Origin of the sequence: Hansschlegelia sp. KR7-227 (genome assembly GCF_049446035.1) — a bacterium.
Lineage (GTDB): Bacteria > Pseudomonadota > Alphaproteobacteria > Rhizobiales > Methylopilaceae > Methylopila.
The window spans coordinates 1,088,169-1,111,016 of sequence record NZ_JBMSEA010000001.1 but is presented as its reverse complement, the minus strand read 5'-3'; the positions used below and the strand labels follow the sequence as shown (position 1 = coordinate 1,111,016).

20 protein-coding genes and 1 pseudogene are annotated in these 22,848 nt (G+C 67.6%); 13 read left to right on the top strand and 8 right to left on the bottom strand.

The window, feature by feature from the left end; translation table 11 throughout:
- Positions 1–3: 3 nt before the first annotated feature.
- Both parC and ACO2RJ_RS05250 read right to left on the bottom strand, forming a co-directional pair.
- Positions 4–2,247, bottom strand: a complete 2,244-nt coding sequence (gene parC, locus ACO2RJ_RS05255; RefSeq protein WP_423266923.1) for a DNA topoisomerase IV subunit A — start codon at positions 2,245–2,247, stop codon at positions 4–6.
- Positions 2,248–2,345: 98 nt separating this feature from the next.
- The gene (locus tag ACO2RJ_RS05250; protein ID WP_423266922.1) at positions 2,346–2,717 is read right to left on the bottom strand and encodes a hypothetical protein; all 372 of its coding nucleotides are present in this window, start codon (positions 2,715–2,717) and stop codon (positions 2,346–2,348) included.
- A gap of 164 nt (positions 2,718–2,881) precedes the next feature.
- On the opposite strand from ACO2RJ_RS05250, the gene ACO2RJ_RS05245 reads away from it, so the two are divergent.
- The gene (locus ACO2RJ_RS05245; protein ID WP_423266921.1) at positions 2,882–3,895 is read left to right on the top strand and encodes an LLM class flavin-dependent oxidoreductase; all 1,014 of its coding nucleotides are present in this window, start codon (positions 2,882–2,884) and stop codon (positions 3,893–3,895) included.
- A gap of 6 nt (positions 3,896–3,901) precedes the next feature.
- Here ACO2RJ_RS05245 and recO (ACO2RJ_RS05240) read toward each other — a convergent pair whose 3' ends face one another.
- Positions 3,902–4,633, bottom strand: a complete 732-nt coding sequence (recO, locus tag ACO2RJ_RS05240) for a DNA repair protein RecO (RefSeq protein WP_423266920.1) — start codon at positions 4,631–4,633, stop codon at positions 3,902–3,904.
- A 9-nt stretch (positions 4,634–4,642) separates the two neighbouring features.
- Between recO (ACO2RJ_RS05240) and ACO2RJ_RS05235 the strand changes: the two genes are divergently transcribed.
- The 4 genes from ACO2RJ_RS05235 (at position 4,643) to ACO2RJ_RS05220 (ending at position 8,240) form a co-directional block, all read left to right on the top strand.
- A complete protein-coding gene (locus ACO2RJ_RS05235) occupies positions 4,643–5,215 on the top strand; it encodes a hypothetical protein (protein WP_423266919.1) in 573 nt (190 codons plus the stop codon).
- Between the two features lie 127 nt (positions 5,216–5,342).
- Entirely contained in the window at positions 5,343–5,717 is a 375-nt protein-coding gene (locus ACO2RJ_RS05230) for a lysozyme inhibitor LprI family protein (protein ID WP_423266918.1), read from the top strand.
- Between the two features lie 49 nt (positions 5,718–5,766).
- On the top strand, positions 5,767–7,107 hold the full coding sequence (locus ACO2RJ_RS05225; protein ID WP_423268911.1) for an HdeD family acid-resistance protein: 1,341 nt from the start codon (positions 5,767–5,769) through the stop codon (positions 7,105–7,107).
- Positions 7,104–8,240, top strand: a complete 1,137-nt coding sequence (locus ACO2RJ_RS05220) for an MFS transporter (protein WP_423266917.1) — start codon at positions 7,104–7,106, stop codon at positions 8,238–8,240. The genes ACO2RJ_RS05225 and ACO2RJ_RS05220 overlap by 4 nt, the downstream gene beginning before the upstream one ends.
- Positions 8,241–8,355: 115 nt before the next feature.
- Here ACO2RJ_RS05220 and recO (ACO2RJ_RS05215) read toward each other — a convergent pair.
- Positions 8,356–8,637: pseudogene (gene recO, locus ACO2RJ_RS05215) on the bottom strand (DNA repair protein RecO); the annotation flags it as partial.
- Between the two features lie 393 nt (positions 8,638–9,030).
- On the opposite strand from recO (ACO2RJ_RS05215), the gene ACO2RJ_RS05210 reads away from it, so the two are divergent.
- Positions 9,031–9,642, top strand: coding sequence for a calcium-binding protein (locus ACO2RJ_RS05210; RefSeq protein ID WP_423266916.1), 612 nt, complete (start codon positions 9,031–9,033; stop codon positions 9,640–9,642).
- 1,085 nt (positions 9,643–10,727) lie between these two features.
- Here ACO2RJ_RS05210 and eno read toward each other — a convergent pair.
- Complete coding sequence (gene eno, locus ACO2RJ_RS05205; protein ID WP_423266915.1) at positions 10,728–12,011, bottom strand: phosphopyruvate hydratase; 1,284 nt, start codon at positions 12,009–12,011, stop codon at positions 10,728–10,730.
- Between the two features lie 224 nt (positions 12,012–12,235).
- Between eno and queF the strand changes: the two genes are divergently transcribed.
- Together queF and ACO2RJ_RS05195 are read left to right on the top strand one after the other, a co-directional pair.
- Positions 12,236–12,682: a preQ(1) synthase gene (gene queF, locus ACO2RJ_RS05200; protein WP_423266913.1), complete on the top strand. Its 447-nt coding sequence runs from the start codon at positions 12,236–12,238 to the stop codon at positions 12,680–12,682.
- A gap of 194 nt (positions 12,683–12,876) precedes the next feature.
- Entirely contained in the window at positions 12,877–13,902 is a 1,026-nt protein-coding gene (locus ACO2RJ_RS05195) for a hypothetical protein (protein ID WP_423266912.1), read from the top strand.
- Between the two features lie 149 nt (positions 13,903–14,051).
- Here the strand turns inward: ACO2RJ_RS05195 and kdsA are convergent, their stop codons facing one another.
- From kdsA to ACO2RJ_RS05180, 3 genes are all read right to left on the bottom strand, one after another.
- Entirely contained in the window at positions 14,052–14,900 is an 849-nt protein-coding gene (gene kdsA / locus ACO2RJ_RS05190) for a 3-deoxy-8-phosphooctulonate synthase (protein ID WP_423266911.1), read from the bottom strand.
- Between the two features lie 154 nt (positions 14,901–15,054).
- Positions 15,055–15,936 (bottom strand): VOC family protein, encoded by an 882-nt coding sequence (locus tag ACO2RJ_RS05185; RefSeq protein ID WP_423266910.1) that lies wholly within the window; start codon positions 15,934–15,936, stop codon positions 15,055–15,057.
- Between the two features lie 240 nt (positions 15,937–16,176).
- Complete coding sequence (locus ACO2RJ_RS05180) at positions 16,177–17,805, bottom strand: CTP synthase (RefSeq protein ID WP_423266909.1); 1,629 nt, start codon at positions 17,803–17,805, stop codon at positions 16,177–16,179.
- A 321-nt stretch (positions 17,806–18,126) separates the two neighbouring features.
- Between ACO2RJ_RS05180 and ACO2RJ_RS05175 the strand changes: the two genes are divergently transcribed.
- The 5 genes from ACO2RJ_RS05175 to accC all read left to right on the top strand — a co-directional run bounded on the left by ACO2RJ_RS05175 (position 18,127) and on the right by accC (position 22,837).
- Positions 18,127–19,527, top strand: a complete 1,401-nt coding sequence (locus ACO2RJ_RS05175; protein WP_423266908.1) for a M48 family metalloprotease — start codon at positions 18,127–18,129, stop codon at positions 19,525–19,527.
- A 100-nt stretch (positions 19,528–19,627) separates the two neighbouring features.
- Positions 19,628–20,380, top strand: a complete 753-nt coding sequence (locus ACO2RJ_RS05170) for a DsbA family protein (RefSeq protein WP_423266907.1) — start codon at positions 19,628–19,630, stop codon at positions 20,378–20,380.
- A 126-nt stretch (positions 20,381–20,506) separates the two neighbouring features.
- Entirely contained in the window at positions 20,507–20,971 is a 465-nt protein-coding gene (aroQ, locus tag ACO2RJ_RS05165; RefSeq protein WP_423266906.1) for a type II 3-dehydroquinate dehydratase, read from the top strand.
- Between the two features lie 31 nt (positions 20,972–21,002).
- Positions 21,003–21,479 carry an acetyl-CoA carboxylase biotin carboxyl carrier protein gene (gene accB, locus ACO2RJ_RS05160; protein ID WP_423266905.1) on the top strand — a complete coding sequence of 159 codons (477 nt, stop codon included), beginning with the start codon at positions 21,003–21,005 and terminating at the stop codon, positions 21,477–21,479.
- Positions 21,479–22,837, top strand: coding sequence for an acetyl-CoA carboxylase biotin carboxylase subunit (accC, locus tag ACO2RJ_RS05155; RefSeq protein ID WP_423266904.1), 1,359 nt, complete (start codon positions 21,479–21,481; stop codon positions 22,835–22,837). The genes accB and accC overlap by 1 nt, the downstream gene beginning before the upstream one ends.
- The last annotated feature ends 11 nt before the right edge of the window (positions 22,838–22,848 follow it).

The following is a 22,848-nucleotide window of genomic DNA, read 5'->3' as shown; positions in this document are numbered from 1 at the left end:
CGCTCAGTCGGAGAACCGATTCGACGCCGGAAAGCCCCGCGGCGGAAGGCGGCCGGATTCGGCGCGGTTGCCAAGCCAGTCGCGCAGTTCGTCGCCCTTGAGCGACCATGTCTTGCCGCCATTGGTGACGAAGGAGAAGCCGTCCGCGAGCGCGAAGACCTTCGCGTCCGAGACGCCGCCGTCCTTGTAGCGCTGCAGTCGGACGCCGCGGCCGCGGCTCATCTCGGCGACCTGCGCGATCGGGAACAGCAGCAGCTTCCGGTTCTGCCCGACGATCGCCACCGTGTCGCCGTCGGCGAGCGCGAAGCGCACGACCCGGTCGCCGGCGTCGAGATTGGCGACCTGCCGGCCCTTGCGGGTCGAGGACAGAAGCTGGTCCTCGGGCGCGACGAAGCCGCGGGCGTCGCTCGCGACCACGAGGCGCTTCGCGCCGGGCCGATGCGCGAACACGTCGACGATTTCGGCGCCTTCGTCGACGTCGACCATCAGCCGGATCGGCTCGCCCGCGCCGCGCCCGCCGGGGAGCTTGGCGGCGTCGAGCGTGAACACCTTGCCGTTGGTCGTGACGACGAGCAGCTTGGCCGTGGTCTCCGTGCGAAAGGCGAGCTTGAGCTGGTCGTCGGCCTTAAAGGTCAGCCCCGACAGATCCTGCACATGGCCTTTCAGCGCCCGGATCCAGCCCTTCTCCGAGACCACGACGGTGATGGGTTCGCGCTCGACGAAGGCCTCGGCCGCGTCGAAGGCCGCGGACGAGGGCGGGGCCTCGAAGGTCGTGCGGCGCCTGCCGAGCGGGGTGTCCGGCCCGAAGCTCTTGGCGAGGCCGTCGAGCTCCTTGCCTACTCGTCTCCACTGCTTCGCCTCGGAGGCGAGCAGCCCGCGCAGATCGTCGCCCTCCTTCGTAAGCTTGTCGTGGTCGCGGCGAATCTCGATCTCCTCGAGCTTCGCCAGCGAGCGCAGTCGCATGTTCAGGATCGAATCGGCCTGCAGCTCGGTCAGGTCGAAGGCCGCGATCAGCTCGGCCTTCGGATCGTCGGCCTGCCGCACGATGCGGATCACCTCGTCGATGTTGAGGTAGGCGATCAGCAGCCCGTCGAGGATCTCCAGCCGCCGGACGATGGCGTCGAGCCGATGCTGTGCCTGGCGCTGGACGACCTCCCGGCGATGGTCGAGCCAGTGCCGGAGGACGTCTTTCAGCCCGAGCACGACCGGAGTCTGGCCACGGACCAGCACGTTCATGTTGAGCGGAATCCGGGTCTCGAGCTCGGTGAGCTTGAACACCGATTCCATCATGACGATCGGGTCGACCTGGCGCGCCCGCGGCTCGATCACGAGGCGCACCACGTCGGTCGACTCGTCCCGCACGTCGACCACGAGCGGCAGCTTGCGCTCATTGATCAGGTCCGCGATGCGCTCGACCAGGCGGCTCTTCGGCACGAGCCAGGGAATCTCGGTCACGACCGCGACCCAGGTTCCGCGGCCGAGATCCTCGACCGACCAGCGCGCCCGGGTGCGGAACGAGCCGCGGCCGGTGCGGTAGCTCTCGGCGATGACCTGCCGGCTGTCGACGACGACGCCGCCCGTCGGGAAGTCCGGCCCGAGCACATGGACGAGGAGGTCGTCGGTCTCGGCCTGCGGATTCGCGAGCAGCGCTCTCGCCGCCTCGACCAGTTCGGCGACGTTGTGCGGGGGAATGGCGGTCGCCATGCCGACCGCGATTCCCTGGCTGCCATTGGCTAAGAGGTTGGGGAACGCGCCCGGCAGCACGATCGGCTCCTGCTCGGAGCCGTCATAGGTCGGGCGGAAGTCGACGGCGTTTTCGTCGAGGCCGTCGAGCAGCAGGCGGGCGACCTCGGTGAGGCGCGCCTCGGTGTAGCGCATGGCGGCGGCGTTATCGCCGTCGACATTGCCGAAATTTCCCTGCCCTTCGACCAGCGGCCAGCGCTGCGCGAAGTCCTGCGCGAGCCGCACCAGCGCGTCATAGACCGACTGATCGCCGTGGGGGTGATATTTGCCGATGACGTCGCCGACGACGCGGGCGCATTTCTTGAACGCCGCGCCTGGGTCGAGCTTCAGCTCGCGCATGGCCCACAACACGCGGCGGTGCACCGGCTTCAGCCCGTCGCGCACGTCCGGGAGCGCGCGCTGCGTGATCGTCGAGAGCGCATAGGCGAGGTAGCGCTCCTCCAGCGCCGCCCGGAGGTCGACGGGGAGGACGCCGTCCTCGGGCGGAGGCGCAAGTTCGCTCATGCGCCTCAGTTACGGGGGAGGCCGATTCGGATCAAGGACCGCTCGGCCGCAAGGTCAGGCCGTCCCGCCGCCCTGAGGGCGGCGGGACGGACGCGCGGTCAGTTCTGGTTCGCGCTCGACGAGCGGCTCGTGCCGTCGCCGACGTTCGGCGTGCGCTGGCGGGTTTGCGTGTCGCGCTCCAGCGTCGCGTTGGCTGGGACCTCCCGAACCGTGCGCGCGCCGGGCTCCGTGACGACGGCGCCGGTCGTCGTCGAAGGAACGGCGACGGACGGCGCGGCGGGCTCGGCGACCGTCGTCTTCTCCCGCTCGCGGAGCACGGTTGTGCCCTCCGAGGGGTATTCTCGCGCCTGCGGCGTCGCGCCGGCGACCGGCGCGGAGTAGTTGCCGACCTCGCGCTCCTTCACGACGGTCTGGGCGTTCGCGGCGGTGGCGACCGCCACGGCGGCTGCGGCGAGCATCAGGGTCTTCATACGGGTTTCCTCTTGCGGCCTCGCGGAAGAAACGCGCGGCGACCGCCCATTCGTTCCCCGGCGCGCGAAAACCCCGTCGCTCCGCGTGCGTCAGCCCTGCGCCCCTTGTCTCGGCTCCCCTCGGCCACAACGTTACGATCAACATCGAATTATCGGAGGCTCACATGGCCGCCCTCTCCGTCCTGGACCTCGCCTTCATCCCCGAAGGCGGCGACGCCGCGGAGGCGCTGCATCGCTCGCTCGAACTCGCGCGGCATGCGGAGCGCCTCGGCTACCGCCGCTTCTGGCTCGCGGAGCACCACAACATGGTCGGCATCGCGAGCGCCGCGACCGCGGTCGCGATCGGCTATGTCGCCGGCGGCACGTCGACGATCCGCGTCGGGTCCGGCGGCGTCATGCTGCCGAACCATTCGCCGATGGTGATCGCCGAGCAGTTCGGCACGCTCGAATCGCTCTATCCCGGACGCATCGATCTGGGGCTCGGCCGCGCGCCCGGCACCGACCAGCAGACCCTTCGGGCCTTGCGGCGCGATCCCTCGGCGTCCGACACCTTTCCCCAGGACGTGCTCGAGCTCCAGGCGCTGCTCGGTCCGGTCCAGCCCGGTCAGACCGTCCAGGCGGTTCCGGGCGCTGGAACCAACGTGCCGCTGTGGATTCTCGGCTCCAGCCTGTTCGGCGCCCAGCTCGCCGCCATGCTGGGCCTGCCTTACGCCTTCGCCTCGCATTTCGCGCCGGACGCTCTCGACGCCGCGATTGCGGCCTATCGCCAGCGCTTCGAACCTTCGGCGCAGCTTGACCGCCCTTATGTCGCGGCAGGCCTCAATGTCGTCGCGGCCGAGACCGACGCGGAAGCGCGCCGGCTGTTCACGTCAGCGCAGCAGAGTTTCACCCGGATGTTCCGCGGAACGCGCGGCCAGCTTCCGCCGCCGGTCGACGACATCGAGACCTACTGGACGCCGCGCGAGAAGGCGCAGGCCTCGGCGATGCTCGCCTGCTCGGTCGTGGGATCCCCGGAGACCGTACGCCAGGGCGTGAGGGCCTTCGCCGACCGTACGGGCGCGGACGAACTCATCGTCGCCTCCGCGATCTGGGACCGGACGGCGCGGCTGACCTCCTACGAAATCCTCGCCGACGTCGCGGGCGATCATGCGTCGCCCCGGCTCGCCGCCTCCGCCTGAGCCGGTTCAGAGGCTTCGCTTCGCGAGCGTCGCGAGATAGGCGGCGCGCGAATCCGGGGGCCGCAGTCCGCGCGGCTCCCAAACCCGGGATTCGAGGAAGTGTCCCGTGAGCGCGAAGCCGGCCGCGACGTCGTCGCGCGTCGGCGACGCGTTCGCGCCTCGGGCGATCAGGAAGGGCGGCAGGGCGAACAGCTTGTCGGCGTAAGGCCCGCCGGCGCGCGCGCCCACCGCCCGTCCGGTTTTCGGCGAGACGTAGATCAGGTCGTGCGTCTCGCCGGTCGCCGCGCAGGCGGCGAGGTCGAGCCCGAAGCCGAGTTCGGACAGGAGCGCGAGTTCGAGCATCACGAGCAAGGCGGGCGCGCTGTCGGGATCGTCGAGATGTTCGGCGACGATCTCAGCGGTTTCGAAAAGGGCTTCGTGAGGATCGCGCTCAGGCAGCAGACGCAGCAGTCCGCCGAGATGGCCGACGCCGTGCAGCGCGTCGGCCCGGCCCATGATGCGCCCGGCCCTGGCCGCGACGGGCTCCACCGTGAACGCCCCGAGATGGTCGTCGAGCCGGGCGCGCCAGGTCGCGCGCACGGAGTTGCCCGGCTGCAGAACGGCGCGCAGCCGCGACGACCGCCCTCCCCGCACGAGGCCGAGATGCCGGCCATGCGCGCGGGTGAAGAGCTCCAGCACCACGGAGGTCTCGCCGTGCCGGCGAACGCCGAGGATCAGGCCGTCATCGGTCCATTGCATGGGAGGAAGATGGCGCCCCGCGCCGCGCGCGTCATCACGCGCCTTGCGCAGGACGCTCCGCAGCTAGCGCGGGCGGGTCAAGCGTGGACGCGGCCGCGCCGCCTTCGCTGTGCGTGGACGACCGGCGCGAACGAGCCCTCCGGCCGTTTCGGTCACAAGATTCATCTCTCTGCGCAGGCTGCGGACATGACATCTCAGATAAAATGCACGAAGCTCAAGCGCCTTTTAACTTGGCTGTTGCTCCATGCGTTGGCGAATGCGTTTCTGAAGTCTGAGGGACCTCTTATGAGACGATTTTTAAGCGCGATCGTGGTGGTGGCGCCGACGACCTTGGGTCTGTCAGCATGCAAGACGACTGAAGACCGCTGGGTTCGGGACCAGACCCCGCGCAGCGCGGTCGACCAGGACAAGGCGGAGTGCAAGTATCAGGCCGAGCAGGCGACCGCCACGATCGGCACGGAGCGGACCAGGGGCGGCTTCTCGAAAGCGATCGGCGACGGCATTGGCTCCGGCGTCGCGAAAGGCATGGAGCAGGCCGAGCTGATCGAGTCCTGCATGAAAGCCAGGGGTTACCGGCAGTAACGCCGGTTTCGTTCTGCCTTGGCTCGACCCGGCGGCTTCGATAGGGCGGCCGGGTTCTCAGGCCCGGCTCAAAAGTCCAACCCATGAGACGCTTATGCGAATTCTGATGATTGCCGGCGCCATAGGGATGGCGTTCGCCACTGCGCCCGCGGCCCGGGCCGGCGACTGCGCCGATACGAGCCAGGCGGGAATGAACCGCTGCGCCGACCGAGCTTACAAGAAGACTGACGCTGAGCTGAACGCGCTCTACCGACAGATCGAGCGCCGATTGAAGTCGGACGCGGATACGACGAAGACGCTCGTCGCCGCGCAGAAGGCGTGGCTGGCGTTCCGCGACGCTGAATGCAGATTCGCGGCGTCCGGCGTCGAGGGGGGAAGCGTCTACCCGATGGTCCTGACCCAGTGCCTCGATGGATTGACGAACCAGCGCGTCAAGGATTTCAAGGGCTATCTCAATTGTCAGGAAGGCGACATGAGTTGCCCGACGCCGTCGGCCGACTGACCGGCCCCGATAACCTGTAGGCCAAGCATCGTCGGGGAACTGCGTCATGATGAGATTGGCTTTTCTTCTGCTTGGCGCCACGGCGCTTCGCCGACAATGGCTGGTGCTGGCCGCCGCCGGCCTGATCTGGCTGCTGTGCGGCGTCGGCATTCTTATTGATATCAGCGATGGCCGACTTTCCGTCATCATGGACGTGCTTGCGGTGTTTCTGATTGTCGAAGGCGCTGTTGAAATCGGCGCAGCCGTGGCCCGCGGCCTTCGACGCAACTGGTCCGATGCGCTCCGCGGCCTGGGTTTTTTGTTCACGGCTTTCGTCGTCTTCGACGTTCCGTGGGACAATAACATCGCGGCCGCTGTCTTGTTCGGCTTGGCTTTTCTGTTCGACGGCGTGCTTCGACTTGTCTCTGCCCTGTTGGTGCATGCGTGGCGGTGGCGTATGGGGATCGTCGCCGGCCTCGTAGAGATCGCGCTAGCCGCGGTCATCCTCCTGGGATCGCCGCTGCCTCACCGGTTGACCGTTCCCTTCTGCTTCGCGCTGCTGTTGATCACGTCGGGCTACACGCTGCTGCGCATGGCGCTGCAGCTGCGCGGCTTGTCGCCCGGAATGTCGGTGACCGCGTTGCCGCTGTTCGCCGCGCGCAACTGGCACGCACGGGGACTTGTTCCAGCCGAGGCGCCGCACGACCGTCCGGAACACGGCCTGTTGCATGTGCATGTCTGGACGCCGGTCGGCTCGGCGACGAACCCGGAGCGCCGGATGCTGGTCGACCGCTATGTTGCGGCCGTGGACGGCAAGGGCGTCATCTCCACCGGGCACAGCGCGCTGGAAATGCCGCCGGATCTCTATATCAGCCACTATCCGGCGGTCGAGATCGATCACAGCGAAAGCGACTTCAGGGCTCTGCTCTCGGCCGGGCGCCAGAACGACGTGCCCGGCCGCTTCCAGCCTTCACTCGCGGTGGAGGCGGCCGGCTGGTGCATGCCCAACAGGACGGTCACGTTCCGGCGCTTCAACGAGCCTGCGCTGCGCGCGTTCTGGAAGACCTATTCGGCGAACGACACCTACAATCTGACGGCCAGAAACTGCTCTTCGACGGTGCTCCTGGCGCTCGACGCCGCGATTGAAGGAGCGGTCGGGGACCGAGGCCTGTGGCGTGGGGCGTTTCGTCTGATCAGCGATCCTCATTTCTGGCTGCTGCGGATGGTGCGCGGCCGGGCGGAGGCGATGACCTGGACCCCCGGCCTCGTGCTCGACTACTCCAGCCTGCTGCAACTCGTCGTAGATCACGGCGAGCGTCGATGGCGCACGCGCCTTACCGGCGCCTTGGCGGCGCGACGGGCGCTGGTCCACGACGCAGAACGGCGCGACGCGTCCCGGACCCCGGCGTGACCGCGACCCTCAAGGCGCAGGCCGCCGTGATCGCGACGGCGGCGATCTTCGGGCTGACTTACGGCCTCAGCGCCCCCTTGATCGCCCTCGATCTCGCGAAAGCGGGTTACGGCGAAACCGCGATCGGCGCCAACGCGGCCATGCATGCCCTGGGCGTGCTTGTGATCGCGCCCTTCCTGCCTCGGCTGGCCTTCGCCTGGGGCGCTCGACGCCTTGCGATAACGGCGCTTCTGGCCGCAGCCGTCCTGCTCGCCGCGTTTCCCGCAGCGCCGACGCTCTGGCTGTGGTTCCCGCTTCGCATCGCGCTTGGGGCCGCCTCGGAGACGCTGTTCGTCATTTCCGAGACCTGGCTGAACCAACTCGCCGCCGAACGCTCGCGGGCCCGCACCATGGCGGTCTATACGGCGGCTCTCTCGTCCGGATTCGCGCTTGGGCCTCTCATCATCGTCGCCGTGGGCGGCGAGGGCCCGTGGGCGTTCCTGATCGGCGCCGGGCTTTCACTCGGCGCCTGCCTGCTCACGCTCCTCGCCGGCGCCAAGTCTCCGCCGATGGAGCGGCCCGGACCTGTCACCACGATGCGCTACCTGCGCCTCGCTCCGGTCGCCATCGCCGCGGTGGCGCTCAACGCGGCGCTCGAAACTGCGGGGCTTGGCCTCCTCGCGCTCTACGCCATAGGGCTCGGTTGGGCAGAGGACCCGGCGACGCTTCTGATCTCAACCCTGATGATCGGAGCGATCCTGCTTCAGCTACCGATCGGCTGGCTCGGCGACAGGATGGACAGGACCCGGCTCGTGATCATCCTGGCGGCCCTTTCAACGGCCGGCGCATTGATCTGGCCGGTGGCGCTCGGCGAAGCGTGGCTCGCCTATCCGCTGCTGTTTCTCTGGGGCGGCGCGTTCGCGGGCATCTACACGATAATGCTTACCCTCGTCGGCGAGCGCTTCCGCGACGCGGAACTCGTCGGCATTTATGCCGTGATGTCTGTCGCGTGGGGACTTGGGGCGTTGGTGGGGCCGGGCTTGGGAGGAGTCGCGATGGAGATGACCCTGCACGGACTGCCGATGTTCGCCGCCCTGCTGTGCGGCGGCTTCACTTTGTTCGCCGTCCTGAGGGCGCGGGCGGAGCGAATGTAGCGGAATGCCTGTGCGTCGCGCGGGGCCGCGAGGATCGCTCGCCAGCCGGGAACCTTAGAAAGCAAGCGCCGTCGGGCCGGCGAAAGGCGCGGCGCGATCAATGCCGCGATTTAAGGAGATGGCCGACGCCGTGCAGCGCGTCGGCCCGGCCCATGATGCGCCCGGCCCTAGCGGCGACGGGCTCCACCGTGAACGCCCCGAGATGATCGTCGAGCCGGGCGCGCCAGTTCGCGCGCACGGAGTTGCCCGGCTGCAGAACGGCGCGGAGCCGCGACGACCGCCCTCCCCGCACCAGGCCGAGATGCCGCCCATGCGCGCGGGTGAAGAGCTCCAGCACCACGGAGGTCTCGCCGTGCCGGCGGAGGCCGAGGATCAGCCCGTCGTCGGTCCATTGCATCAGGGGAAGATGGCGCCTGGGCGGTCGGGCGCCATCAGCGCGCGGCAGAACAAACCAATGGTCTCTGTTTGTTCTCGACATTAGGAATGTTGCTGACACACTCGCGCAGACCGCCGATGACTGGAGCCTTCGGATGCCGTTTGCCACTCAAGTAGGGGGAGTGTCTCAGCCAGATGGCTTACTGCCGCCCTGCAACTCGACCTTAAGCTCCTGCGGCTTCGCATCCTCTCTAAGGCAGGCTTCGATCCGAACCAACCGCGCGTGCCCGCAGGCCGATCGGGCGGCGGGCAGTGGACAGATGACGGGGCGGCTCTTTTCGGGTTGCCCAGAATGCGCTCCGAGGCGGTGGTCTGCCCCCTGAGAAGTGGCCCACACAGTCAAAGGACAACCCCTGTGCTTAAGCATCATTATGATCAATATCATCCCGAGTACGACGTTTGGCCCCTCGATGCAGACACGCCGCGAAATTTCGAGGGTGATGACAACCCAAACCGATGGGTCGGAAGCAACGTGCAGGATTTTATTCGCGGAAATGGGGGTAATGATACGCTTTATGGCCAAGCTGGCGACAGAGACGATTTGTTTGGTGGGGATGGAAACGATTTAATATATGGGGGAAGTGGAAGTGATTTTATTCATGGGGACTCCGGCCGCGACAGATTATTTGGCGGAAGTGGAAGCGATCGGCTGTTCGGTGGGGTGGGGAATGACGTCATGACGAGTGGAGGGGGGAATGACATGTTTACGTTCGGCGTTACAACGCGCGAGGAAGACCGTCGTTTCGGATTGGATGTAATTACTGATTTTGAGGTTGGAGTTGATTTAATCGCCTTTCAAGCGGCCGTAGGAAGACCAGCATACTTTGATGATTTCGACGACTTGATGCGACACACGCACAATGATTCGAGCGGGAACGCCATCATTCGCTATAACAGCAATAATATCATTCGACTGATCGACGTTGGAAAAGAAGACTTGAGTGCCGAGGACTTTTTTTTCGGCTAATTGAGACCCATCCTCGTCTCCGAGTGTGATATGACTTCATATCGCGTTGTTGGGACTGGTTTGGTGGGTGTGCCAGCCCACCATCCTCGGCGATGTTGCGGAACTTTGAAGAACCCCTGCGCCACGCCAACCGTCGCGTCAGCGACGCTCATGAACTAACATTCCAACCGGACCACTCGATGGGGGCCGACCAGCGGAGGACGAGGCGGCCGAGCCGGATCTGGGTTGGGGACCGGGACCCCTTCGCAACTCGCCAGGCTTGAGGTTTCTCAAGCTTTGGCTGACGCCGCCGTCGCGCGAGTAAGAAAAATAGACCCCAACTGGTCACCGCGACCTGGTTTTCACCAGACTGTGGAAGGTCAGATCGCGCAGAATATTGCTATGGAGCGCGAAGCCAACGACCGCTACGTCGCATTGAGGACGGATCAAGTATCTTTCGGACCCTTTGCCATAGAACGGTCCGATGGCCCGGGACCATTTCGAAAGGCCACCAAAAGCCAAAGGGAAGAAGTTAATCGCTTAGGGGCGCTTTACGGATGTCACACGTGCGGCGCTCGTGAGCCAGGGACACGATCTGGCCGCTGGGTGTTTGATCATCAGGGTCCATCGGCGCTCGGCGGTGCTGGGGCTGGCCTTGCCGGCGTGCCTCACTGCACTTCTTGTCAGGTCTGGAGCGGCGGAGTGATCAACAACATCCTGAGGTATAGACAATGAAACTAACGAAGCGGATCGCACCGCCTTACTCTATCTTGTTCATTTCAGACCGTGACCTAGGCGAACCGCTAGAACCGAGCCGGGAACCGCTTCAGTGGTCTGACACAGCGGCTCGCATCTCCTGTCTCAACGAACAAGATGGCAGCACGACGATCGTGCTCGGGCATGTTTCGGAAGTCGGCCTTACGTCCCCGCCAGCCTTCAATGGCGAAATAAAGACGCCGAACAAACAGATCGTCGTATCGACTGCGCTTCTTGAGACGGTTCTCGCTATCGACGTTTCACGCAGGAACACGCGTATCTGGATCTGGCGAAACCACCCGACCGAACCTGATGAGATCGTCGTTGGGATCGAATAGAAGACGCTGACTTCACCCGAGCGCCTTCAGCGCCGCCTTGCCGGCGTAGCGCGCCTGGGGCCCCAGCGCCTGTTCGATCCGCAGCAGCTGGTTGTATTTGGCGACCCGGTCGGAGCGGGCCAGCGAGCCGGTCTTGATCTGTCCGCAGTTGGTCGCGACCGCGAGGTCGGCGATGGTCGAATCCTCGGTCTCGCCCGAGCGGTGCGACATGACGGCCGTGTAGCCGGCGCGGTGGGCCATGTCGACGGCCGCCAACGTCTCGGTCAGCGAGCCGATCTGGTTGACCTTCACCAGGATCGAATTCGCCACGCCCTTGCGGATGCCCTTCGACAGCCGCTCGACATTGGTGACGAACAGGTCGTCGCCGACCAGCTGGCACGTGTCGCCGCAGAGCTCGGTGACGGCCTTCCAGCCGTCCCAGTCATCCTCGGCCATGCCGTCCTCGATCGAGGCGATCGGGTAGGCCTTGGCGAGCTTTGCGAGATATTCGGCCTGCTCGTCCGGCGTGCGGGTGACGCCTTCGCCCTCGTAGACGTATTTGCCCTTCTTGAAGAATTCGGTGGCGGCGCAGTCGAGCGCGATGACCACGTCCTTACCCGGCTTGTAGCCGGCTTTGTCGATCGCCTTCATGACGAAGTCGAGCGCCGCCTCCGCCGAAGCGAGATTCGGCGCGAAGCCGCCTTCGTCGCCGACATTGGTGTTGTGGCCGGCGTCCTTCAGCTGCTTCTTCAGCACGTGGAAGATCTCGGCGCCGACTCGCAGCGCCTCGGCGAAGCTGTCCGCCCCGACCGGCATGATCATGAATTCCTGGAAATCGATCGGGTTGTCGGCGTGGGCGCCGCCGTTGATGATGTTCATCATCGGCGCCGGCAGGACGCGGGCCGAGGTTCCCCCGACATACCGGTAGAGCGGGGCGTCGATCGCCGCGGCCGCCGCCTTCGCCACGGCGAGAGAGACGCCGAGGATCGCGTTTGCGCCGAGCCGCGCCTTGTTGGGCGTGCCGTCGAGGGCGATCATCGTCTCGTCGATCTTGACCTGATCCTCGGCGTCGAAGCCGCCGATGGCGTCGAAGATCTCGCCGTTGACCGCGTCGACCGCCTTGGTCACGCCCTTGCCGCCATAGCGCTTCTTGTCGCCGTCCCGCAGCTCCACCGCCTCGTGGGCGCCGGTCGAGGCGCCGGAGGGCACCGCCGCGCGGCCGACGGAGCCCTCCTCCAACGTCACGTCGACTTCAACGGTCGGATTGCCGCGGCTGTCGAGAATTTCGCGGGCGACGATGTCGACGATGGCGGTCATGGGCGGGCTCCGGCCTTCAGAGTGTCTGACGCGGCGCACCTCTAGCGTAAGCGCGCGCGGGCGGAAAGCCGCAGCGGCATCCTTGTCCCGGCCTTGAGCCGGGACCCAGAGACGCAGGTCTCACGCCAAACACCGCCGCGATCGCGGCGCGGCCGTCGTTCCCTCCTGCGGCGACTGCGTTTATGGGTCTCGGCTCAAGGCCGGGACAAGAAAGCGAAACGCCCATGAACGACCTGAAGCTCGGCGCGCCGACCGCCCTGCCCGCCTCGCCGGACGAGGCGACGCTCGATCGCGTGCCGAACCCCCATCCGGACGTCGACTACGTCGCCCGCTTCGCGGCGCCGGAATTCACCTCGCTATGCCCGGTGACGGGACAGCCGGACTTCGCCCACCTCGTCATCGACTATGTCCCGGGAGACTGGCTGGTGGAGTCGAAGTCGCTGAAGCTCTATCTCGGCTCCTTCCGGAACCACGGCGCGTTCCACGAGGACTGCACGGTCGCGATCGGCAAGCGGCTGGTCGCGGAGCTGTCGCCGCGATGGCTCCGGATCGGCGGCTACTGGTATCCGCGCGGCGGCATTCCGATCGACGTGTTCTTCCAGTCCGGCGCGCTTCCCGAGGGCGTCTGGGCGCCGGACCAGGGCGTCGCGCCCTATCGCGGGCGGGGCTGACGTCTCGCGCATTCGACATGGCCCAAATGCGGCGAAGAGCGTCGTCGCGCCGTCATCGAAGCCCTCCGGACGAGTCCGCGCGCCGAGAGGGCGTAGGCCAAGGAGTCGTGACCGGCGTCCGCCCCGGAAACGCCCCATGCCCCGGCCAGATTCGCAGGTACCGACCGCTCAGTGATTTGCCGGAGCCTCCTTCCATGACGGCCAAGACTCCGACGGGCTCCAGCCCGACCGACACGCTCATCCTGACGAATGGCGACAGCGCGGTCGCGCGCCTTGAGGAAGCGGGCGTCGGCGGCCGCATCCTGCCGTGGCGCGACGTGTTGCATGACGGGCCGGTGCCGGCGGTCGACGCGCTCGAAAGCCTGTCCGCGATCCGCTCGACCTTCATCGCCGCCGATCTCGGACTGGCGGCCGAGGAGGTCGGCGCCGAGTTCCGCAGCCGCGACGCCGGCGTGCGCGGCCACGCCGCTTACGCCCGCGTCGAGATCTGGCTCGAGCATGATCTCTACGACCAGCTGCAGCTCATCCAGATCCTGGACTTCTTCCACGCCGAGCGCCGGCTCGAGGGGCTTCATCTCGTGCAGGCTGACGACTATCTCGGCCGTCAGGGCCCGGACGCGGTGCGCCGCCTGGCCGCCACGGCCCGGCCGGTGACGGGCGCGCAGCTCGCGCTCGCAGCCGAGGCCTGGGCGGCCTTCACCGCCGCGACCCCGCACGCGCTGGCCGACCTCGCCGGACGAGACGCGCCCGACCTCCCTTATCTCGGCCCGGCGCTCAGGCGCCTTCTGGCGGAGCTGCCGGACCCGCTGCGGGGGCTGACCCTCACCGAAGAGCGCGCTCTGTGCTGCCTCGCGGAGGCGCCGGCCTCGACCGGCGAGCTGTTTCGGCGGGTGACCGAGCAGGACGAGGCGCAGTTCCTCGGCGACGCCAGCTTCTTCCGGAGGCTCGACGGACTCGCCTTCGCCGACGAGCCGCTGATCGCCGGGCTTCCCGGGCCGTCGCAGAGCTATTGCAATCCCGGCCGCGCCCCGCAGGACGGCTACGCCGCCTTCGCCCGCGCAAGGCTCAGGCTGACGCCGGCCGGGCGTTCCGTGCTGGAGGGGCGGCTCGACCACCGCGTGGTCAATCGCGTCGACCACTGGGTCGGCGGCGTCCACGTCTCCCCGGCGGCCTGGATACGCTACGACCGCGCCGCCGGGCATCTGGTCGCGCCGGACTGAGTGGCGACGATGTCCTTCTTGTCCCGGCCTTGAGCCGGGACCCAGAGCCGTCGAGGTCTCAGAACTGCGCGAGAAGCCTCGGCCGCACGTGTCGCTGTCGCGTCTCTGGGTCCCGGCTCAAGGCGGGGGCAAGGGGGCGCCGCGCTCGTTCAGCCGGCCTTCGCCAGCCGGTCGAACGCCGTCAGCCGCTCGAGCAGCGCGGGCATGTCCGTCAGCGCCACCATGTTCGGTCCGTCCGAGGGCGCGTGGTCGGGATCGGGATGGGTCTCGATGAAGACGCCGGCGACGCCGACAGCGACGGCCGCGCGGGCCAGCACGGCGACATATTCGCGCTGGCCGCCCGAAGAGTCGCCCTGCCCGCCCGGCTGCTGCACCGAATGGGTCGCGTCGAAGATCACAGGCGCGCCGGTCTTCGCCATTTCGGGAAGCGCGCGCATGTCGGAGACCAGCGTGTTGTAGCCGAAGGAGGCCCCGCGCTCGGTCAGCAGGACGTGCGGGTTTCCGGCGCCGACCAGCTTCGCCACCACGTTCTTCATGTCCCAGGGCGCCAGGAACTGGCCCTTCTTGACGTTGACCGCGCGGCCGGTGGCGGCGGCCGCGAGCAGCAGGTCGGTCTGCCGGCAGAGGAAGGCCGGGATCTGCAGCACGTCGACCGCTTCGGCGACGGGTCCGCACTGGCCGGCGTCGTGGACGTCGGTCAGCGTCGGGAGGCCGAGGCTCTCGCGGATCTCGGCGAACACCGGCAGCGCGGCCTTCAGGCCCATGCCGCGCTCGGCGGAGGCGCTGGTGCGGTTGGCCTTGTCGAAAGAGGTCTTGAAGATGAGGCCGATCCCGACCTTCGCCGCGATCTCCTTCAACGCCGCCGCGACCTCGAGCGCATGCGCCCGGCTCTCCATCTGGCAGGGGCCGGCGATCAGCGCGAGCGGCAGCGCGTTTCCGAAGCGGACGGCGCCGATCTCGACGACGGCGTCGGGGCGATTCTGGAGGGGGGCGTTCATGGGCGTCCCTGGTTCGACCCCGTAGGGCTCGCGTTGGAACTCCTCGTCATCCTCCGGCTCGACCGGAGGACCCATGTCAGGCGTCGAGCGCGACGTCCGGCGTGGATGGTCCGGTCAAGCCGGACCCTGACGAGGTCTGTTCGGCAGCGGCTTATCAGTCCTTCGCGGCGGCTTCCAGCGTGAGCGTCAGGCCGAACAGTTCGCCGGCCGGGACGACCAGGAGATCGCCGCGGCGCGTCGCTCGTCCGCCGGCGCCCCGCTCCGCGGCGCCAAGATCGGCGACCGCGACGCGGATCGCGGCGAGGCGCAGGCCCGTTCCCCCCGGCGCCGCGACGCCCGTGCGTTGCGTGAAGGCGCCCGGCGTTAGGACCTCGATCTCGCCGTTCGGCGTCGGGATCGCAAGGCCGAGCGACGACGCCCGGAAATCGCGCACGCCGGTGAACTCTTTCAGGAACACGTGGTGGTCCGACGGATTCTCGGCCGTCAGCACGATGCCCGGAACGCCGGTCGCCATGTTCGGATGTCTCTGGGCCGCGGCGCTCCAGAAGTTTTCGGGATGCTTGTGCTCGCAGGCGAAGAACGCCGTGTCGGGCGACTCCGCGTCGACCGCGAAGGCGAGCTCGAAGGCGACATGAACCTCGGAGCCGTCCGGCCGCCGCCCGCGCCGCTCGAAGAAAAACGGTTCGAAATCGCCGATTCCCGCAGCCGCATAGGCCGCGGCGTCCGCCGCCCCGTCCCGGCTCGCCAGCACGACCGCCGAGCCGCCCTCGCCCATCCTTGCCAACCGGTCGCGGTGAAACGCGGCGAAGGAGAAGCTCCGGCCGCCATGCTCCGGAATCGGCGCGTGATCGCCGACGGCGAGAAGTTCGAGAAAGACGCCCGGAAGCTGGACGATGCGGTTCTTCGTGCCGAAGGGATGGCGGTTCTCGCCGCTGACCGCGAAGCCCAGCCGCTCATAGGCCGCGACCGCGGCGTCGAGATCGCGGACGAGATGGATCAGGTGGTCGAGGCCGCGCCCCGGATGCAGCCGGCTCACCCGGACCGGTCCTTGGAGCGGCGCGTGACTGCCGCTGCGGCGCCGGCCTGCGTGCTTCGAGACGCGCCTTCGGCGCTCCTCAGCATGAGGAGCTTCGCGAGTCGTGAAGTTCGATGACGCGCGACCCACGCCGCCGCCAACCCTCTCGCAAGGCTCCTCATGCTGAGGAGCCTTGCGCAGCGAGGCGTCTCGAAGCACGCAGGCCGGTCCCGCCGGGCCCAAGTCTCCTCCAAGTCCCCGTCACACCAGCCGGCTCTGCGTCACCGCGGCTTCCACGAAGGAGGCGAACAGCGGGTGCGGCTCGAACGGCCGGGACTTCAGCTCGGGATGGAACTGCACGCCGACGAACCAGGGATGGTCGGCGTATTCGACGATCTCCGGCAGCAGGCCGTCCGGCGACATGCCGGAAAAGAGCAGCCCCTTGTCCTCGAGCCGCGCGCGGTAGGCCGTGTTCACCTCGTAGCGGTGGCGGTGGCGCTCGGATATGTCCTCCGAGCCGTAGATCCGGGCGACCTTCGAGCCGTGGGCGAGGCGCGCCTCATAGGCGCCGAGCCGCATCGTGCCGCCGAGATCCCCCGCGGCGTTGCGGCTTTCGAGCGTGTTTCCGCGGGTCCACTCGGTCATCAGGCCGACGATCGGCTCGGGCGTCGGGCCGAACTCGGTCGAGTTCGCCTCCCCGACGCCTGCGAGGTTCCGGGCCGCCTCGATCACCGCCATCTGCATGCCGAAGCAGATCCCGAAATACGGCACCTTGCGCTCGCGCGCGAAGGTCGCCGCCCGGATCTTGCCCTCCGCGCCGCGCTGCCCGAAGCCGCCGGGCACCAGGATGCCGTGCACGTGCTCAAGGAACGGCGCGGCGTCCTCGCGTTCGAAGATCTCGCTCTCGATCCACTCGACGTTGACCTTCACGGTGTTGGCCACGCCGCCGTGGACCAGCGCCTCGTAGAGCGACTTGTAGGCGTCCTTCAGCCCCGTGTACTTGCCGACGATCGCGATCGTCACCTCGCCTTCCGGATTGCGGATGCGGTTGGTGACGGTCCGCCAGCGCGACAGGTCCGGGGCGTCGCCGGGATGCATGCCGAACGCGCGCAGCAGCTCGATGTCGAGGCCCTCCCGATGGTAGGCCTCCGGCACCGCGTAGATGTTGTCGACGTCGCGCGCCTCGATGACGGCGGTTTCGCGCACGTTGCAGAACAGCCCGAGCTTGCGACGCTCCTCGGCCGGGATCGGGCGGTCACAGCGGCAGAGCAGGATGTCGGGCTGGATGCCGATCGAGCGCAACTCCTTCACCGAATGCTGGGTCGGCTTGGTCTTGAGCTCGCCCGCGCTCGGAATGAACGGCAGCAGCGTGAGGTGGATGTAGATCGCGTCGCCGCGCGGCAGGTCGTTGCCGAGCTGCCGGATCGCCTCGAAGAACGGCAGCCCCTCAATGTCGCCGACCGTGCCTCCAATCTCCACCAGCACGAAGTCGAAATCGTCGTTGCCGTCGCGCACGAAGGCCTTGATGGCGTCGGTGACGTGCGGGATCACCTGGACAGTGCCGCCGAGATAGTCGCCGCGGCGCTCCTTGGCGATGATGTCCTGATAGATGCGGCCGGTGGTGATGTTGTCGCTCCTGGAAGCCGCGACTCCCGTGAAGCGCTCGTAATGGCCGAGGTCGAGGTCGGTCTCCGCGCCGTCGTCGGTGACGAACACCTCGCCGTGCTGCGTCGGGCTCATCGTGCCGGGATCGACGTTGAGATAAGGGTCGAGCTTGCGCAGCCGCACCTTGAAGCCGCGCGCCTGCAAGAGCGCGCCGAGCGCTGCGGATGCCAGTCCCTTGCCAAGCGAGGAGACCACGCCGCCGGTGATGAAGACGTAGCGCGCCATAGGCTCTCAAATTCCTTCGGGGCGTCGCGCGGAGTTTTCGCCGCACGACTCGTCAGCCTTACGCCGCCGCCCCGCGATTCGACGAGGAGAGAGCGTTCGTTGTCCACATCGCAAGACGCTCCCCGCCGGCGAAACGGCTGAGCGGAGAGCTGAACGGTGGAGGTCGCCGCGCGTGTTACATCGCCAGGACGCCGCGCGCAAAGCCGGACGACGCGGGGCAGCCAGACGCCGCCGTCACGGCCGGTTGACCGCGTCCGCGTTGACCGGACGTTCGACCGCTACGTAAGGTCCCGCCGCGGCAACCCTTTTTGGACGGAGCGCATGGCTCTTCGCTTTCCCGGCCTGTCGACCGCCAGAGCCGCGCTGAAACGCGCGACTTTGACGCTCGTCGCGCTGTCGATCGCCGTCGCTCCCGTCTCCGCCCAGGGCGGACCCCGCGGGCTTCCCACGATCCGCGACGCCGAGATCGAGGGGCTGCTGCGCGACTACATGGCGCCGATTTTCCGCGCCGCGGGCATCAATGAGGGCGTCGTCGAGATCACGCTGATCAATTCGCGCGAGTTCAACGCCTTCGTGGCCGACGGACGGCGCATCTTCGTCAATGTCGGCGTTCTGATGGACGCCAAGACGCCGAACGAAGTGATCGGAGTTCTAGCGCATGAGACGGGCCACATCGTCGGCGGCCATCTCGCCCGGCTGCGCCAGCGGCTCGATGGCGCTCAGACCATGTCGATCGTCGCGATGCTCCTCGGCGTCGGCGCGGTGGCCGGCGCGATGGCGGGCGGCTCCGGCAGCGCCGGCCAGGCCGCGGCCGGCGCGATCATGGCGCCGCAGGAGGCGATCCGCCGCTCGCTGCTGTCGTATCAGCGCGGCGAAGAGATGGCCGCCGACCGCGCCGCCGTCGGCTATCTCAACAAGTCCGGCCAGTCGGCCAAGGGCATGCTCACCACCTTCAAGCGCTTCGCCGACCAGGTCGCCTTCTCCAAGCGCTACATCGACCCGTACGCCCAGAGCCATCCGATGCCGTCGGACCGCATCTCGAACCTGCAGGAGCTCGCGGAGAAGAGCCCCTATTACAACAAGCTGGACCCGCCCGCCCTGCAGGCGCGGCATGATCTGATGCGCGCCAAGCTGGTCGGCTTCGTGGAGGCCGGCGACGGCGTCACGCGGCGCTATCCGATGAGCGATCAGAGCCTTCCGGCGAAATATGCGCGGGCGATCGCCGCCTACCGCTACGGCGCGCTCGATGGCGCGATCGGCCAGATCGACGGGCTGATCGCGGCCCAGCCGAACAATCCGTGGTTCCACGAGTTGAAGGGCCAGGCCTATCTGGAGAACGGCAAGCCGGGCCTCGCTGTGCCGGCTCTCAAGCGCGCGCTCGCGCTCGCGCCGAACGCGCAACTCGTCCGCACCATGCTGGGTCAGGCGCTGGCGACCGGCTCCGGCCCGAAGAACGCGGACGCGGCGATCGCGGAGCTGACCCGCGCGACCGCACGCGACACGAAGAATCCGGAAGCGTACCGGCAGCTCGCGATCGCCTTCGCCCGGAAGGGCCAGATCCCGCAGGCCGACCTCGCCAGCGCGCAGGCGGCGTTCGCGGAAGGCGATTACCCGACGGCGAGACAGCTCGCCGAGCGCGCCAAGAAAGGTCTGAAGCAAGGAACGCCGAACTGGCTCAAGGCCGACGACATCGCGACCTACAAGCCGCAGAAACTGAACTGACGTTCGGCGCCGCGCCGTTCTTTCGACACCGATCCGACCGACAAGGATCAGAATGGCCGCTCCGCGCACAGTTGGGCCGCCCACGGAGATGAGACTTCAGATGATACGTGCGATCCGCCTCGCGCTCGCCGGCGCCCTCGCTCTCGCCGCCCTGCCGGCCGCCGCCTTCGACGCGCCGGAGAAGGAGGAGATCGGCAAGATCGTCCGTGAGTATCTGATCCAGAACCCCGAGGTCCTTTACGAGGCCCAGAAGGAGTGGAACCGCCGCCAGGAGGCGAAGCTCCAGGAAAAACGGGAGACGGCGCTTAAGACCTATGCCGAGACGCTCGCGACGTCGAAGCTCCACGCGGTCCTCGGCAACCCGAAGGGCGACGTCACGCTGGTGGAGTTCTTCGATTACAATTGTGGCTATTGCCGGCGCGCGATCTCCGACCTCGACGCGATGATCGCCGCCGATCCGAAGCTCAAGATCGTGCTGATGGAGCTGCCCGTCATCCGCGAGGAATCGCTTGGCGCGGCTCAGGTGTCGATCGCGGTGAGCCAGACGGCGCCCGAGAAGTTTCGGGCGTTTCACGAGAAGCTGCTCAACAGCCAGACGCTCGCGACCCGGGCCAAGGCGCTGGCCGTCGCCAAGGAGGTCGGCGTCGACGCCGCCAAGCTCGACGCGGCCATGAAGGGCCCGCAAGTCGAGCGAACGCTGATCGAATCCAAGACCATGGCCGACGATCTCGGCGTCGAGGCGACGCCGACCTTCGTGGTCGGCGACGCCGTCGTGCCGAACACGAAAACGGTCGTCGACGACCTGCAGGGCCGCATCGCCGCGATCCGGACCTGCGGCAAGGCGATATGCTGACGTCGGAGGGCCGGTCTGGGAATCGCTTGGGTTCACGGCCGTGGTTGCCTATAACCCCACCCGCGCCGTCCTTTCGCTGAAAGGATCGGCGCGCTCGTCAACGCGTCGTTCGCCTGTCGGAAATCCGTGAACCCGGTCATTTTCATCCTGAACGGACCGAACCTGAACATGCTCGGCGTGCGAGAGCCGGCAGTCTATGGCTCGACGACGCTCGCGGACGTCGAGACGCGCGCCCGGTTGATCGCCGCAAGCCTCGGCTTGAGCGTCGACTGCCGCCAGTCGAATCACGAAGGCGACCTCGTGGGCTGGATTCAGGAAGCGCGCACCGCGGCGGACGGAATTATCCTGAACGCCGGCGCCTACAGCCACACCTCGATCGCGATCCACGACGCAATTCTCGCGGCCGGCGTGCCGGTGATCGAGGTGCACGTCTCGAATATCCATGTCCGCGAATCCTTCCGCCACCACTCCTACGTGTCGCGCGTCGCGGCCGGCGTCATCGTCGGCCTCGGGACTGACGGCTACGAATTCGCCCTTCAGGCGCTCGCCCGGCGCGTGGCGCACGATCCCAATGAGCCGATCACCGCGTGACACGCGAAACGCGATCCCCTAAGCGCCTCCCATGAGCGAGCAGACCATGAGCAAGGCCCCCGTCCGCGCGAACGTCTCCGACCAGGAGCTGGTGCGCGATCTCGCGGACATTCTGAACGAGACGGGCCTCACCGAGATCGAGATCGAACGCGGCGACTTCCGCGTCCGGATCGCGCGCCAGACGACCATCGCGGCGGCGTCCGGCGGGGCGCCCGCCGCGCCGCCCGCGCCCGTCGCCCTCGCGGCGGCGGCCCCCGAAGATCCGGCCAGCCACCCTGGGCTGGTCGCCTCTCCAATGGTCGGCACGGCCTATCTCGCGCCGGAGCCCGGCGCGAAGCCCTTCATCGAGGTCGGCGCGACCGTCCGCCAGGGACAGACCCTTCTGATCGTCGAAGCCATGAAGACCATGAACGCCATCCAGTCGCCCCGGGCCGGCGTGGTGCGCGAGATTCTCGTCACCGACGGCCAGCCGGTGGAGTTCGGCGAGCCTCTCCTGATCGTCGACTGATGGCTTCCATCGACAAGATCCTGATCGCCAACCGCGGCGAGATCGCGCTGCGGATTCTGCGCGCCTGCAAGGAGCTCGGAATCGCGACGGTCGCCGTGCATTCGACCGCCGACGCCGACGCCATGCATGTCCGGCTCGCCGACGAGAGCGTCTGCATCGGCCCGCCCGCCGCGCGCGACAGCTACCTCAACGTGCCGGCGCTGCTCGCGGCCTGCGAGATCACCGGCGCCGACGCCGTCCATCCCGGCTATGGCTTCCTGTCGGAAAACGCGCGCTTCGCCGAAATTCTCGAGGAGCACAACCTCGTCTTCATCGGCCCGAAATCCGAGCACATCCGGATCATGGGCGACAAGATCGCGGCGAAGCAGACTGCGGCCAGGCTCGGCATCCCGGTCGTGCCGGGCTCCGAAGGCGGCATAACCGAGGACGACGAGGCGATCCGCATCGCCCGCGACATCGGCTATCCCGTCCTGGTGAAGGCGGCCTCCGGCGGCGGCGGGCGCGGCATGAAGGTCGCGCGCACCGAGGACGATCTGCTCGAAGCGCTGAGAACCGCGCGGTCCGAGGCCAAGGCCGCCTTCGGCGACGACGCCGTCTATCTCGAGAAGTTCCTCGGTCGGCCGCGCCACATCGAAGTGCAGGTGCTGGGCGACGGCGAAGGCGCCGCCATCCATCTCGGCGAGCGCGACTGTTCGCTGCAGCGCCGCCATCAGAAGGTCTGGGAGGAAGCGCCCTCGCCTGCGCTCAACGTCGCGGATCGGGCCGAGATCGGCGAAACCGTCGCCGCGGCGATGCGCGAACTGAAATACCGCGGCGCCGGTACGGTCGAGTTCCTGTTCGAGGACGGCAAGTTCTACTTCATCGAGATGAACACCCGCATCCAGGTGGAGCATCCCGTCACCGAGATGATCACCGGGATCGACCTCGTGAACGAGCAGATCCGCATCGCGGCCGGGGCGCGCCTGACGATCGCCCAAGAGGACGTCGTGTTCCGCGGGCACGCGATCGAATGCCGGGTGAACGCCGAGCATCCCGAGACCTTCCGGCCGTCGCCGGGCCGCATCGCGTACTACCATGTGCCCGGGGGCCTTGGCGTGCGCGTCGATTCCGCGGCCTATCAGGGCTATACGATCCCGCCTTATTACGACAGCTTGATCGGCAAGCTGATCGTCCACGGCCGCAATCGGACGGAGTGCCTGATGCGGCTCCGCCGCGCGCTCGACGAGTTCGTCGTCGACGGCATCGACACCACGCTTCCGCTGTTCCGCAGGCTGGTGCGCAACGCCGCCATCCAGGACGGCGACTACGACATCCACTGGCTGGAAAAGATGCTCGCCGAAGAGCCCACGGCCGCTTAAGTTTTTGGCGG

Bases quoted from the DNA above. Each gene is read 5' to 3' on its own strand.
- parC (WP_423266923.1), bottom strand. From the start codon at position 2,247: ATGAGCGAACTTGCGCCTCCGCCCGAGGACGGCGTCCTCCCCGTCGAC.
- ACO2RJ_RS05250 (WP_423266922.1), bottom strand. From the start codon at position 2,717: ATGAAGACCCTGATGCTCGCCGCAGCCGCCGTGGCGGTCGCCACCGCC.
- ACO2RJ_RS05245 (WP_423266921.1), top strand. From the start codon at position 2,882: ATGGCCGCCCTCTCCGTCCTGGACCTCGCCTTCATCCCCGAAGGCGGC.
- recO (WP_423266920.1), bottom strand. From the start codon at position 4,633: ATGCAATGGACCGATGACGGCCTGATCCTCGGCGTTCGCCGGCACGGC.
- ACO2RJ_RS05235 (WP_423266919.1), top strand. From the start codon at position 4,643: ATGGCGCCCCGCGCCGCGCGCGTCATCACGCGCCTTGCGCAGGACGCT.
- ACO2RJ_RS05230 (WP_423266918.1), top strand. From the start codon at position 5,343: ATGGCGTTCGCCACTGCGCCCGCGGCCCGGGCCGGCGACTGCGCCGAT.
- ACO2RJ_RS05225 (WP_423268911.1), top strand. From the start codon at position 5,767: ATGAGATTGGCTTTTCTTCTGCTTGGCGCCACGGCGCTTCGCCGACAA.
- eno (WP_423266915.1), bottom strand. From the start codon at position 12,011: ATGACCGCCATCGTCGACATCGTCGCCCGCGAAATTCTCGACAGCCGC.
- queF (WP_423266913.1), top strand. From the start codon at position 12,236: ATGAACGACCTGAAGCTCGGCGCGCCGACCGCCCTGCCCGCCTCGCCG.
- ACO2RJ_RS05195 (WP_423266912.1), top strand. From the start codon at position 12,877: ATGACGGCCAAGACTCCGACGGGCTCCAGCCCGACCGACACGCTCATC.
- kdsA (WP_423266911.1), bottom strand. From the start codon at position 14,900: ATGAACGCCCCCCTCCAGAATCGCCCCGACGCCGTCGTCGAGATCGGC.
- ACO2RJ_RS05180 (WP_423266909.1), bottom strand. From the start codon at position 17,805: ATGGCGCGCTACGTCTTCATCACCGGCGGCGTGGTCTCCTCGCTTGGC.
- ACO2RJ_RS05175 (WP_423266908.1), top strand. From the start codon at position 18,127: ATGGCTCTTCGCTTTCCCGGCCTGTCGACCGCCAGAGCCGCGCTGAAA.
- ACO2RJ_RS05170 (WP_423266907.1), top strand. From the start codon at position 19,628: ATGATACGTGCGATCCGCCTCGCGCTCGCCGGCGCCCTCGCTCTCGCC.
- accB (WP_423266905.1), top strand. From the start codon at position 21,003: ATGAGCGAGCAGACCATGAGCAAGGCCCCCGTCCGCGCGAACGTCTCC.
- accC (WP_423266904.1), top strand. From the start codon at position 21,479: ATGGCTTCCATCGACAAGATCCTGATCGCCAACCGCGGCGAGATCGCG.